This is a genomic window from Nocardia cyriacigeorgica (genome assembly GCF_029868385.1).
In the GTDB taxonomy this organism is placed as follows: Bacteria; Actinomycetota; Actinomycetes; order Mycobacteriales; family Mycobacteriaceae; genus Nocardia; species Nocardia cyriacigeorgica_F.
Map to the genome: position 1 here is coordinate 19,801 of NZ_JARWNX010000058.1, position 12,474 is coordinate 32,274.

The window sequence follows — 12,474 nt, forward strand, 5'->3', positions numbered from 1 at the left end:
CAGCATGGCCCACTACCGCCAGGTCGGCGCTATCCCGCCAAAGCGTCACACGCAGTTTCGCGGCCGTGCCGGGTCGCTGTACTACGAGGAACTCATGGGCGAGGAAGGATTCTCCTCGGATTCGTCGCTGCTGTATCACCGTGAGATCCCCTCGGCCATTGTCGATTCAGCCGTGTGGGACCTGCCCAGCCAAGTAACGGTTCCGAACTCGCCGCTCGAGCCTCGTCATTTCGTGCTGCCGACACTGTTCGCCGATGCCGATCCCGGACACATCGATGTCGTGACCGGGCGGCGTCTGCTGTTGGGAAATTCCGACGTTCGGATGTCCTATGTTGTCGCACAGCAGGATTCACCGCTGTACCGGAGCGCCCTGGGTGATGAGCTGGTGTTCGTCCAGGCAGGATCGACGCGACTGGAGACGGTGTTCGGCGCCATGGATATCGCCGCCGGTGACTATGTGCTCATTCCCCGCGGGACCACCCATCGCTGGCTGTCCGGGCCGGAGCCGTTGCGGGCGTTCGTCATCGAGGCCACCGGTCATATCGTTCCACCGAAAAGGTATCTGTCGCGATTCGGGCAGTTCCTCGAGCACGCCCCGTACTGCGAGCGTGACCTACGCGCACCCGCGGATATTCTGCTGGCCGCCGGCCGCGACGTCGATGTGCTGGTCAAACATCGCGGCGCCGGCGGGGCGGCCGGAACCCGGATGACATACGCGCATCATCCCTTCGATGTCGTCGGCTGGGATGGGTGCCTGTATCCCTTCGTGTTCAATATCGCCGATTTCGAGCCGATCACCGGTCGGCTGCATCAACCGCCACCCGCCCATCAGGTGTTCGAGGGCGACGGTTTCGTGGTCTGCAATTTTGTGCCACGTAAGGTCGACTACCATCCCGCGGCGATACCGGTGCCGTACTACCACTCCAACGTCGACTCCGACGAGGTCATGTTCTACGTCGACGGTGACTACGCCGCGCGAGCAGGCACGAGAATCGATCGAGGGTCGGTGTCGTTGCATCCTGGGGGCCACGCGCACGGGCCCCACCCGGGTTCCTACGAGAACAGTATCGGCACCGAATTCGTCGACGAGACGGCGGTCATGGTCGACACCTTCCGGCCACTCGAGCTCGGCGAAGCCGCCCTAGCCTGCACGGATGACACGTACGCCTGGAGCTGGTCGGAGTCCGGAGCACGCCGGTGAGCGCCGCGAACGCTGGAACGATCCCCGCCCTGCTGCATCGGTTCTTCGACGACGCCGCGATCTTCCCGCCCGCTCGAACCGACCTGAGCCGGGCGGTGGCCGCCCACGTGGACCGCCGCTCGACCGAACTGGGGGATATCGTCGCGACATTCGTCATCGATGACGCGCGGTTGCCCGCATTGGCCGACCTCACCGCCGCCGTCACGCCGCATCTGGACCTGGCGATCACCGTCACCGCCGGCCCGGCGGCCGTTGCGGGCGCCCTCGACATCGCGTCGACCCTCGAGAACGTGGTGGTGCGGGCACTCGAGATCCGTGTTCCTGACGCCATGAGCTGCGAGACGTTCTTCGCCGCACTCGACGAGGCGCCGATACCCGGGCCGGTGGCGGTGTTCGTGGAGATACCCCGCGACGAGCGCGGTGACTCGGTCATCACCGAGACAGCCGCCCGCGGTCGCTTCGGCAAGTTCCGTACCGGCGGGCTGAGCGCGTCCGCGCACCCCGACGAGAACGAGCTCGCCGCTGGGATCATCGCGGCTGTCAGCTCGGGAGTGCCGTTCAAGTGCACCGCGGGCCTCCATCACGCGGTCCGAAACACCGACCAGCAGCACGGATTCGAGCAACACGGCGCCTTGAACGTACTGTGCGCGACCGCCGCGGCCATCGAGGCTGCACCGGTGGATGCCGTCGCGCGCTGGCTGGCACTGCGCGATCCCGCTGCGGTGGCCGAGCACGTCGCCGGCCTGGACCCACGGGTCCGCTCCCACATGCTATCGGTGGGATCGTGCAGCATCAGCGAGCCGGTCGCCGACTTCCGCGAGCTCGGCCTGCTGGAGCAGGCCCCTTCGATGAAAGGTGAGATCCGATGATCGACGGCGACACCGGCTTCGGCGTAGCGAATCTGCCCTACGGGGTGTTCTCCAGCGCGGGGCGGGCGGCACGAGTCGGAGCTCGTTTGGGCGACACCGTCATCGACCTCGCTGCCGCGCTCGATGATTCGATCTTCGCGCGTCCCAGCCTGAATCCGTTCATGGCCCAGGGCCCCGGCCGGTGGGCCGAGGTGCGGGCCCGCCTGACCGACCTCGTCACCCGCGACGCGATTCCGGCATCGGCGCGGCACCCGCTGACGCAAGTGACACTGCACCTGCCCATCGAGGTCGCCGACTACGTCGACTTCTACGCCTCGGAACACCACGCCACGACACTCGGAACACTGTTCCGGCCGGGATCTGCTCCGCTGCCACCGAACTGGCGGCATCTGCCGATCGGCTACCACGGTCGGGCGGGCACCGTCGTCGTCTCCGGCACCGGCATCTCCCGCCCGGCCGGACAATGGCTGCCTGCTCCTGGCGAACCACCGCGGTTCGGGCCGTCGCGGCGGCTGGATATCGAGGCCGAGGTGGGCTTCGTGGTCGGCGTGCCCGCGCCGCACGGCAAGGTGGGCACCGCCGATCTCGCCGATTACGTCTTCGGCGCGGTCCTGGTCAACGACTGGTCCGCGCGTGACATCCAGGCATGGGAGTACACGCCGCTCGGCCCGTTCCTCGGCAAGAGTTTCGCGACATCGATCTCGCCCTGGGTGGTGCCGCTCGCGGCGCTCGAGCACGCTAGGGTCCCGACTCCGGTACAACAACCCGAGCCGCTGCCGTACCTGTGGGAAACCGGGCCATCGGGCTACGACATCCGGATGGAGGTCGTCCTCGAAGACCACGTGATCTCCCGTCCGCCCTACGCGCAGATGTACTGGTCCCCGGCGCAGATGCTGGCGCACATGACCGTCAACGGCGCCGGAGCCCGCACCGGCGACCTGTTCGCCTCCGGCACAGTGTCCGGACCCGACCCCGGCCAGCGCGGTGCGCTGATCGAACTGACCCACGGGGGCGCGAACCCACTCATCCTGGGCGCACAAACCAGGACATGGCTCGAAGACGGCGACGAGGTCGTCATCCGCGCCACCGCACCCGGACCCGGCGGGGAAACCATCGGCTTCGGTGAAGTCCGCGGCCGTATCCAGCCGTGCCCGGCCTCGGCCCGCACTCCGATCACAGAGGAAACCCCGCGATGAACCGCCCCGCACTCCCGCCCACCCAGCTGTTCATCGGCGGCGGCTGGGTCGATGCCATCGACGATGCCCAGTTGAGCGTGATCGATCCGGCCACCGGCACCGAGATCTGCTCGATCAGCGCCGCGGGCCCCGGCGATATCGACCTCGCCGTCGCCGCGGCCCGTCACCAGTTCGACTCCGGCGCGTGGTCGCGCACCACCGGCACCGGCCGAGCCCGGCTGCTGCACCAGCTCGCCGATCTGGTCGAGGCGCACGCCGAGCAGTTCGCCGCGCTCGAGGCCTGGGAGGTCGGCAAACCGTACGCGGCCGCGCTCGCCGTCGACATCCCCGCGGCCGTGGATACGTTCCGCCATTTCGCCGGCTGGGCCGACAAGATCACCGGCGACGCCCAGGCAGGCTCCGATATCGCGGGCCGCCAACGCTTTTCGTTCACCGAGCGGATCCCGGTAGGTGTCGTCGGGGCGATCACGCCGTGGAACGCGCCGACCATGATCACGGCATGGAAACTGGCCTCCGCGCTCGCAGCCGGGTGCACGGTCGTGTTGAAACCCGCCGAGGACGCTCCACTCACCGCTCTGTTGCTGGCTCGGCTGATCGCCGAAGCCGGATTCCCCGACGGCGTGGTCAATGTGGTGGCAGGCACCGGTAATCGGGCCGGCGCGGCATTGGTGTCGCACCCTGGAGTCGACAAGATCTCGTTCACCGGCAGCCCGGAAACCGGCCGCGCGATCGCCCAGATCGCCGCCGCGCAATTCAAAGGTCTGACACTCGAGCTCGGTGGCAAGTCGCCCCAGATCGTCATGCCCGGCGCGGATGTCGCCGCCCTGGCACCTGTCGCGGCGACCTCCCTGTTCGCCAACAGCGGCCAGACCTGCGCAGCCGGTACACGCATCCTCGTGCATCGCGACATGCTCGATGACGTCGCCGAGGCACTGGTCCAACAGGCGCGCCGGCAACGCCTGGGCGACCCGTTCGACCCAGCGACCACCATGGGCCCGTTGATCAACGCCCGCCAACGCGACCGCGTCACCGGATATATCGAGACCGGAACCATCGAAGGGGCCACCCTGCTCACCGGTGGCACTCCGTGCGAACAACCGGGCTACTTCGTCGAGCCGACACTCTTCCTCGGCACCAACGCGCAGTCGATCGCCCGCGAGGAGATCTTCGGACCGGTCGGAACCCTCATCGGCTTCGACACCATCGATCAAGCCGTGCAGCTGGCCAACGAGACACCCTACGGTCTCGCCGCGGTCGTATGGTCCAGCGATCTCGCGGCAGGGATGACGGTGGCCCGCTCCTTGCGGGTCGGCACAGTGTGGGTCAACGACTGGGGTGTTCCCGACCCACGGTTTCCGTGGGGCGGCACCAAGACCAGCGGGATCGGACGCGAGCTCGGCCTCACCGGCCTGCACGCCAACACCGAAGAACGCGTCGTGAACCTCACCTACTGAAGCGTCATCGCGCCGAGGTTCGAGGCGGGCTGGGGACACAGTTGAGCAAGGTGACATTCGTTGTGTTGAAGAGAGGTTCGGTGCACCAGTGGTGGTGAAGGTTTGTAGCTCTACAGCGGAGGCCGTCGAGGACGTCCCGGACGGGGCGTCCCTGGTGGTCGGCGGCTTCGGGCTGTGCGGTATCCCGGACGAGTTGATCGGCGCCTTGTCCGCGCGAGGTGTGTCCGAACTCGAGGTGTTCTCCAACAATTGCGGTGTCGACGACTGGGGGCTGGGGGTCCTGTTGTCGGCCGGCCGGATTCGCCGGGTCACCGCATCGTATGTCGGCGAGAACAAGGAGTTCGCCCGCCAATACCTGTCGGGTGAACTCGAAGTGGAGCTGACTCCCCAGGGAACGCTCGCCGAGCGGATGCGCGCCGGAGGCGCCGGAATCGCCGCGTTCTACACTCCGGCAGGGGTCGGAACACCGGTTTCCGAGGGCGGTCTACCGTGGCGCTACGACGCCGACGGGTCGGTCGCGGTCGCCTCACCGCGCAAGGAGACTCGCGAGTTCGGTGGCGGGACCTATGTGCTCGAGCAGTCGATCCAGGCCGACTTCGCCCTGGTACACGCCGCGATAGGCGACACCGAAGGCAATCTCGTGTTCAACAAGACCGCGATGAACTTCAATCCACTCGCCGCGATGGCTGGGCGTATCACCATCGCCCAAGTCGAGAAGCTCGTCCAGCCGGGCGAGCTGGACCCTTCGCATATCCACCTGCCGGGCGTATTTGTTCAACGCATCGTGCACACCGGACCGCAGGACAAGCGGATCGAGAAACGGACGGTGTCAGCGTGAGTACTCAGGCAAGCATGATCACAGAGCGCAGGGCCCCTATCGACAGGAGAGCGGCATGAGCTGGACACGTGAGCAAATGGCCGCCCGCGCAGCGGCCGAGATGGTCGACGGCGAGTACGTGAATCTGGGAATCGGGCTGCCGACCCTGATCCCCAACCACCTACCCGAAGGCGTCAAGGTGCTGCTCCATTCGGAGAACGGAATCCTCGGAACCGGCTCGTATCCCGCCGAGACCGACATCGATCCCGATCTGATCAACGCCGGCAAAGAGACCGTAACAGTGACCCCGGGCGCAGCGTTCTTCGATTCGGCGTTGTCGTTCGGCATGATTCGTGGCGGACACATCGACACTGCGGTCCTGGGCGGCATGCAGGTCTCCCGAAACGGGGATCTGGCCAACTGGATGGTGCCGGGCAAGATGGTCAAAGGGATGGGCGGCGCCATGGATCTGGTGCACGGCGCCCGCCGCGTCATCGTGGTCATGGAACACACCGACCGCAACGGCGGCCCCAAGATCGTCGAGCAGTGCACACTTCCACTGACCGGAAAGGCGGTGGTGCACATGATCATCACCGATCTGGCGGTGATCGATGTCCGGGACGGCACCTTGGTGTTGCGGGAGTTGGCCCCCGACGTCACTGCGGCGCAAGTTGTCTCGGCGACCGATTCTGAACTGATCATCGATCTGAAGAGTTCGACGCCTGCTTGACACACATACCCGTGTCCTCGCTCGACAGTTCAGCCGGTCCCCGGATGGTCGTCGGACTGACCGTAGAGGCCGGCGATGAGGTCGGCGTACTTGTTCGCGATCTGCTTGCGGCGCAGTTTCATGGTCGGCGTGAGTTCGTCACCGCCCGGTTCCCACACCACGTCCAGAATCCGATGCCGCTTGATCTGTTCGACCCGGGACAGCGCGGAATTGCCCTTGTCGATACCTGCGGCGACGATTTCGCTGATCCGCGGGTCCTGCGCAAGAGCTTCGATCGACCGAGTGGGGACACCGAGCCGCCGAGCGGTCGCGGTGGCGACCTCCGGATCGAGTGTTACCAGTGCCGTATTGTAGGGCTTCGCGTCCCCGATGACCGCTATCGATGCGATCAGTGGGCAGGCGGACTTGATCGTGTTCTCGATGTTGGCCGGAGACATGTTCTTCCCGCCGGCGTTGATCATGATCTCCTTCTTGCGGTCGACAATCCAGACATACCCGTCGGGGTCGATCCTGGCGATATCACCGGTATGCACCCAGCCGTCGGAGTCGATGCTTTCTGTGGTGAGTTCCGCAGCATCGCGATAGCCCGTGCAGCACACCGGTCCGCGAATCAAGAGTTCGCCGTCGTCGCCGAGGCGTATTTCGTTGCCGGGCAGCACCGTACCGACGGTGCCGAGGCGGGCCGCCCGAGGCGGATTGATCGTACCGATCCCCGTCGTCTCGGTCATTCCCCAGACTTCGATGACAGTGATACCGATGGCGGCGAAGAATTCCAGGGTGTCGGGGGCGATGGGCGCCGAGCCGCAAATCGACACCCGGTTGTGGTCGAGCCCGAGCGTTGCCCGCAGCCGCCCCAGGATGGTCTCGAAGAGGTTTCGCTGCGCTGACGAGACTGCTGGCGGCTCGATTCCCGCTTGCTGAGCCCTGGCTCGCTGCCGCCCGAATTCGATCGCCCGTCGCAGGGCGTCCTGCTCTTGGGCGTCGGGTTCGGAGTCGACCTTCGACTCGAGGGCTGCGCGGAACTTCTCCCAGATCCGGGGAACCGCGAACCAGAGGGTCGGGCGGGTATCGACGAGGGCCGCGAGGATGGTCTTCGAGTCCTCGACATAGGTGACTTGTAGGCCGTGGATCGCCATCCAGTAGATCGTCGACATCCGATCCGCGATGTGAGCGGCCGGTAGGAAAGAAGTGATCCGGTCGCCGAAGTACATCGGTACGACTTCGTTGACGGCGTGTGCGGCGGACACGATGTTGGAGTGCGAGATCGGCACGCCTTTCGGGTCCCCGGTGGTACCCGAGGTGTAGATGAGAGTGGCGGTGTCCTCGGGACGTACCGCGCGCCAGGCTGTTTCGAAGTCGAAGCCCGGTGACGCGGTCGACTCGAGCGTGGCGAGGGTGAGGTCTGCCCTGGAGTCGGGGCCGTCGATCGATACGACATGTTCGAGCCGCCCACAGCCGCCTGCGGCCGTGTCGAGCATGGTCTGGTCGCAGAAGATGATCCGCGCGCCGGAGTGGTCGAGCACGTAGGCGAGTTGCTCTGCGGACGAGGTGTTGTACTGGCCAAGGCTTTCAATGCGCGCGCTCACTGCAGTCCTGCCTTCGTGGTCGCCACGCGTGCGCCGCGAGGGCGGTGGCCCAGTGTCTCGACATCGAGGGGCCGCGGATGCCGAGTCCCGAAGTGATCCGACCAGGACCGATGTGGTCGATGCGGCCGCGCCGCCTGGAACCGCAGGTAGGTGCCCGCCAGCGGCGGCACCACGCGCCTAAACGTCCGCGACGGGTCAGCCAGCCGATGCACTGCGCGCAGATCGTCGGTGAGCAGGGCCAGGAGAGTGTTGTCGGCTACACAGCGGGCACGCGAGTCCTTACGATATTCACGCAGCCCACGCTGTAGCGCCTGTCCAATGGTCTGGGCCGCGTCTCGCTGTCCGTCCACCAGGTGGGTGTAGATGTCGAGTGTGGTCGTATTGTTCTTGTGCCGCATGCGTCGAGTCACGTCCGCAAGACTGTAAGCGCCGTCAGCAAGTAGCGACCCGTACAGGTGGCGCAGCGAGTGAAAGCCCATCTGCTGGCACATCTTTCCGTCAGGATCGACATACCGTTTGCTGCCGCGGTCCGGCTAGGGCCACCTATTGCCCGGTGCAGCTCAGGTTCGCCCTCTGGCCCATATTCACGGCGGCCTACCGGCGTTAGAGTTCCAGCTATTCGGTCGCACGGCGACGATGCCCTGGGGCCTGCCCATTGGCCACTGACCGTGTCCGCGGTGGAGCCGGGGGCCCCAGCCCGCACGGTTGTAACGGGCACCTGCGGCTAGTAGCGGCGGCCAGTACCAATCCCCTACCGCCGATGCGTCCAACCCGACAGCGCCGCTTGAGAAGATAGCCAATAAATGGCTCGAACGTCGCGATCACAGAGCGAAGCGTGTGCACACTGCAACAGCGTGCACACGCTTCCGAGGCTTGATTCCGCGATGGCCGTGGCCCCTCAACCCCGCTCTGGATGGAACTCCCGAGGCGACTCGTCGAGACATCCAACCGTGGCAAAAACCGCTCTGTCCGCGGTTCAGTCCGCAGCCAGTCCGCAGCAGCATCTGAGCGTGCCGATATCGACCAACGACACCAATTAACAAATTCGCTGGTCAGCGCGATATCACCATTGAAGCCAACACTTCCCGATCACTGCAAACGTCGAAAGCGACGGTCTCAAAAACCGTTGTCCGAAAGGGCGTATGGGTTCGAGTCCCACACTCGGCACCAAGGTCGGACGATATTCAGATCGTCACTTCAGGACGCTTCGACGAACTCCGGCCGCGTGTACACCCCACCTCCCCGTCGCGCTGGCTCATCCTTCCGCGCACGCGGTTGCGCTCCTCCGGCCCGTGGCGGATCGCGCTCATGATCGAGGAATCCGGGACGGACACCAGCACCACGCTGACGTCACAGATGCCCTACATCCTCCCGGTCACCCTGAGCCCGGAGTCCGCCCCGCTGCTCACCCCTGGATGTCCCACCCGTGTCGCCCACCAACTGATGCTGCGCAATTGCCACACCACCAGCAATTTCTATGAAACGTCAACATTTCGCATCCTTCCTGGCTAGATTCCCTGCTACGCCGGACAGTCGGCGATGAGAAGTCGGAGGAACACCGTGGAATATGTAGGCTCTGTCGCCGGGATCTTGCAGATGATCATCGGCACCATCCTTGCCAACACCGGATCAGGCGGTTCGGGCTCCGGCTGGTGAGTCTCGCGTAGCCGGGCGCTCCACACGGAACGCCCGGCTCGCGCCGTCGCATGCTTACGGAACGGTGACGGTGCGGAAGTAGTCCGAACACGGGCGCCCATACTTCGGCGGCACAGCCGCGGCGCCGGGCGCGGCCACCGCTCCCGCGGTTATTCGCCGCCGTCCGCCACGGTCTCGGCGAAGGCGCGCACCAGGGCGGTTTCGGAGCTGGTGCGCCAGACGAGCGCCCATCGACACGGCGGCGCGTCGCGCACGGGCACGTAGGTGAGATCGGGCCACGGGTAGAAATCGGCCGCCTCCGCCACGGTCGCCATGACGGCCTGCCCGTAGCCGACGGCTTTGAGCTGCTCCTCCCAATTCGCCACCACGGGGCCACGGGGTACTGCCCGGCCGGACGGAGTGTGGAAGGGCTGGAACACCTGCTCCATATACGGCGGGACCGGCGAGTTGTGGGCCACGAAGGTCAGGTCGCCGTAATCCTCCAGGGACAACGATTCGCGCTGGGCGAGAGGATGGTTGGCCGAGAGCATCACCATGATCGGCGAGGTGTGGGTGACGGGACCGACGGTCAGATCGGGTTCACACACCGGTAGCCAGACATGGGCGATATCGACCTCGCCCGTGCGCAAGGGGGTCAGCGGGTCGACGGGATTGATCTCCCGGTGACCGACATCGACCGCCGGATAATTCTCGCGGAACGCCTCGACGGCCGCGTTCAACATCCATGCCTGTGGACCCATCGTGCCGAGAAGCAGTGTCCCGGAAACACTGCGCGCAGCGGCCGAGACGTTCGCGATGCCGTCCATGATCTGCCGATAGCCCGCGGCGAGTTCCCGATGCAGCTGTTCACCGGCGGAAGTGAGGCGGACCGTGCGGGTGGTGCGATCGAACAGTGCGGCGCCGATCCGCCGCTCCTGCTTCTTGATCACCTGACTGACCCGGGCCGGGGTGACATGTAGCCGTTGCGCGGTGCGGCCGAAGTGCAATTCCTCGGCCAGCGTCAGGAAGATCTCGATATCGCGCAACTCCATACATGCCCCACTGTGAATCTCTGGCTTAACAATCAGTTGCCGACATTGTCGTTGATCCACGACCACCGCGCAGACAAGGTTGAGGTGAGCGCTTCGCTCGCCCGCATTCGGCCAGGCCTGCCGTCTGCGGACAGCACTCGGGCCAGGCAGGCTCACCGCCCCGAACGAACGACTGGACGCAGTTGATCACACGGGAATCCACCCATCGCACGTCCAGTCAGGAGAGAAACATGGTCACGCACACCGAGGCCACAACGACCCTCGTCATCGGGGGCACCGGCAAGACCGGCCGTCGGGTCGCGCAGCGACTCACCGCGCGAGGCGACGCGGTCCGTATCGGATCACGCTCCGGCGAGCCGCCTTTCGTATGGGAGGACGCGCGCACCTGGGAGCCCGCCCTCGACGGCGTGGGCGCCGTCTACCTCACCTACTACCCCGACCTCGCCTTCCCCGGCGCCGCCGAGGACATCGAGGAGTTCGCCGCGCTGGCCGTCGCCAAGGGCGCCCGGCGCCTGGTCCTGCTCTCCGGGCGCGGTGAGGAAGGCGCTGTGGTCAGCGAGAACAAGATGAAGGCCTCGGGCGCCGACTGGACCGTCGTGCGCTCCAGCTTCTTCAACCAGAATTTCGACGAGGCGTTCTTCCTGGAGCCGGTCCTGGCCGGTGAGATCGCCCTGCCGACCGGACAGGCCGCGGAGGCCTTCGTCGATGCCGACGATATCGCCGATGTCGCGGTGGCCGCGCTCACCGACCCGAAGCACATCGGCCGGACCTACGAGCTGTCCGGGCCCCGGCTGCTCACCTTCGGTGATGTCGCCGACGAACTCAGCAAGGCCACGGGCCGCGATATCCGGTACGTGCCCATCACCAAGGACGAATACCGCGCCGCCCTCGTGCAGCACGGACTGCCCGAGGATTTCGCCGAATTGTTCGAGAACGTGCTCGACGGCCGCAATGCGCATCTGGTGCACGGAGTCGAAGAGGCCCTGGGCCGCGCACCGAAGGATTTCGCCGATTTCGCCCGCGAGGCGGCGGCGCGCGGCGTCTGGAACAACTGACGCGTAGCGCCACGGCAATCTGCACATGCCTTGCCCCGCAACCGTATCCGGGGCAAGGCATGTTCGGAATCAGGGATTGCCCAGATGTGAGAGGCGGGGGGCGACCACCATGAGCAGGCTCGTCCAGCTCTCGAGGGATAGGCATTTCGCCATCTGCCACCGGGCCCACATCATGCAGCTGCGGGGTATGTATCCGCCGCCGCCGGGAGCCAGCGACATCCTCGGTCTCGGGGTCTCCGGCACGGCGGCCGCCCGGATTCACTCCGGTCCGGTGTGCGGCGACACCTCGAGAACCGCGTGGACGGCCGCGCGCACCGTGTCACCGGGAGCGCCCGGCGCGGTGGCATCGAATTTGCCGTGCAGGAAGAGAAACGCCAAGCCGTGCACCATCGACCACAATGCCGTGGACATCCCCTCCTCGTCCGCGTCCGGAAACGCCTGCCGCACGATCGTCCGGACGTACTCGTGGATCGCGGTGGTCGCCGCGAGCCGCTCGGGGCTGGTCGGATCGCACGGTTCGGCGAACATCGCACGGAAGAGGCCGGGGCGCGCCAGGGCGAACCGGACGTAGGCGACGGCGATATCGGTGAAGTCCTCGGCCGTCTTCGGCGCGGCGCTCGCGGCGACCAGGTCGGCGGCCAGCTCGCGATAACCCACCGCGGCCACGGCCGACACCAGTGCATCCCGGTCGGCGAAATGCCGGTACGGCGCGGCGGTGGATACCCCCGCGCGCCGCGCGGCCGCGCGCAGTGACAGCTCGGCGGTGCCGTTCTCTTCGAGAAGTTCCACAGCCGCGCGAACCAGCGCGGCGGGTAGATCGCCGTGATGATACGAAGTGTTCGACGGTGCCATGGCACCATCTAACAATTGTTAACGGCG

General features: G+C 66.1%; 12 protein-coding genes. 8 read left to right on the top strand and 4 right to left on the bottom strand.

Going from position 1 to position 12,474, the window contains the following annotated elements; translation table 11 throughout:
- Positions 1-4 precede the first annotated feature (4 nt).
- From QH168_RS19270 to QH168_RS19295, 6 genes are all read left to right on the top strand, one after another.
- Positions 5-1,201, top strand: a complete 1,197-nt coding sequence (locus QH168_RS19270; RefSeq protein ID WP_280236122.1) for a homogentisate 1,2-dioxygenase — start codon at positions 5-7, stop codon at positions 1,199-1,201.
- A complete protein-coding gene (locus QH168_RS19275; RefSeq protein ID WP_280236123.1) occupies positions 1,198-2,070 on the top strand; it encodes a hypothetical protein in 873 nt (290 codons plus the stop codon). Before QH168_RS19270 ends, QH168_RS19275 begins: the two co-directional genes overlap by 4 nt.
- A complete protein-coding gene (gene fahA / locus QH168_RS19280; RefSeq protein WP_280236124.1) occupies positions 2,067-3,266 on the top strand; it encodes a fumarylacetoacetase in 1,200 nt (399 codons plus the stop codon). Before QH168_RS19275 ends, fahA begins: the two co-directional genes overlap by 4 nt.
- On the top strand, positions 3,263-4,720 hold the full coding sequence (locus tag QH168_RS19285) for an aldehyde dehydrogenase family protein (RefSeq protein ID WP_280236126.1): 1,458 nt from the start codon (positions 3,263-3,265) through the stop codon (positions 4,718-4,720). The genes fahA and QH168_RS19285 overlap by 4 nt, the downstream gene beginning before the upstream one ends.
- A 91-nt stretch (positions 4,721-4,811) precedes the next feature.
- Positions 4,812-5,558: a CoA transferase subunit A gene (locus tag QH168_RS19290; protein ID WP_280236249.1), complete on the top strand. Its 747-nt coding sequence runs from the start codon at positions 4,812-4,814 to the stop codon at positions 5,556-5,558.
- A gap of 55 nt (positions 5,559-5,613) precedes the next feature.
- Positions 5,614-6,267, top strand: coding sequence for a CoA transferase subunit B (locus QH168_RS19295; protein WP_280236127.1), 654 nt, complete (start codon positions 5,614-5,616; stop codon positions 6,265-6,267).
- A 29-nt stretch (positions 6,268-6,296) separates the two neighbouring features.
- Here the strand turns inward: QH168_RS19295 and QH168_RS19300 are convergent, their stop codons facing one another.
- Both QH168_RS19300 and QH168_RS19305 read right to left on the bottom strand, forming a co-directional pair.
- A complete protein-coding gene (locus QH168_RS19300) occupies positions 6,297-7,853 on the bottom strand; it encodes an AMP-dependent synthetase/ligase (protein WP_280236128.1) in 1,557 nt (518 codons plus the stop codon).
- Complete coding sequence (locus tag QH168_RS19305) at positions 7,850-8,263, bottom strand: hypothetical protein (RefSeq protein WP_280236129.1); 414 nt, start codon at positions 8,261-8,263, stop codon at positions 7,850-7,852. Before QH168_RS19305 ends, QH168_RS19300 begins: the two co-directional genes overlap by 4 nt.
- Positions 8,264-9,161: 898 nt before the next feature.
- Here QH168_RS19305 and QH168_RS19310 point away from each other — a divergent pair.
- On the top strand, positions 9,162-9,365 hold the full coding sequence (locus QH168_RS19310) for a hypothetical protein (RefSeq protein WP_280236130.1): 204 nt from the start codon (positions 9,162-9,164) through the stop codon (positions 9,363-9,365).
- 293 nt (positions 9,366-9,658) lie between these two features.
- Here QH168_RS19310 and QH168_RS19315 read toward each other — a convergent pair whose 3' ends face one another.
- On the bottom strand, positions 9,659-10,540 hold the full coding sequence (locus tag QH168_RS19315; protein WP_280236131.1) for a LysR family transcriptional regulator: 882 nt from the start codon (positions 10,538-10,540) through the stop codon (positions 9,659-9,661).
- A gap of 230 nt (positions 10,541-10,770) precedes the next feature.
- On the opposite strand from QH168_RS19315, the gene QH168_RS19320 reads away from it, so the two are divergent.
- A complete protein-coding gene (locus QH168_RS19320) occupies positions 10,771-11,595 on the top strand; it encodes an NmrA family NAD(P)-binding protein (protein WP_280236132.1) in 825 nt (274 codons plus the stop codon).
- Positions 11,596-11,853: 258 nt separating this feature from the next.
- Here the strand turns inward: QH168_RS19320 and QH168_RS19330 are convergent, their stop codons facing one another.
- A complete protein-coding gene (locus QH168_RS19330) occupies positions 11,854-12,447 on the bottom strand; it encodes a TetR/AcrR family transcriptional regulator (RefSeq protein WP_280236133.1) in 594 nt (197 codons plus the stop codon).
- Positions 12,448-12,474: the final 27 nt, after the last annotated feature.

Excerpts from the sequence above, each read along its gene's own strand:
- fahA (WP_280236124.1), top strand. The coding sequence starts at position 2,067 with ATGATCGACGGCGACACCGGCTTCGGCGTAGCGAATCTGCCCTACGGG.
- QH168_RS19270 (WP_280236122.1), top strand. The coding sequence starts at position 5 with ATGGCCCACTACCGCCAGGTCGGCGCTATCCCGCCAAAGCGTCACACG.
- QH168_RS19320 (WP_280236132.1), top strand. The coding sequence starts at position 10,771 with ATGGTCACGCACACCGAGGCCACAACGACCCTCGTCATCGGGGGCACC.
- QH168_RS19285 (WP_280236126.1), top strand. The coding sequence starts at position 3,263 with ATGAACCGCCCCGCACTCCCGCCCACCCAGCTGTTCATCGGCGGCGGC.
- QH168_RS19330 (WP_280236133.1), bottom strand. The coding sequence starts at position 12,447 with ATGGCACCGTCGAACACTTCGTATCATCACGGCGATCTACCCGCCGCG.
- QH168_RS19310 (WP_280236130.1), top strand. The coding sequence starts at position 9,162 with ATGATCGAGGAATCCGGGACGGACACCAGCACCACGCTGACGTCACAG.
- QH168_RS19295 (WP_280236127.1), top strand. The coding sequence starts at position 5,614 with ATGAGCTGGACACGTGAGCAAATGGCCGCCCGCGCAGCGGCCGAGATG.
- QH168_RS19315 (WP_280236131.1), bottom strand. The coding sequence starts at position 10,540 with ATGGAGTTGCGCGATATCGAGATCTTCCTGACGCTGGCCGAGGAATTG.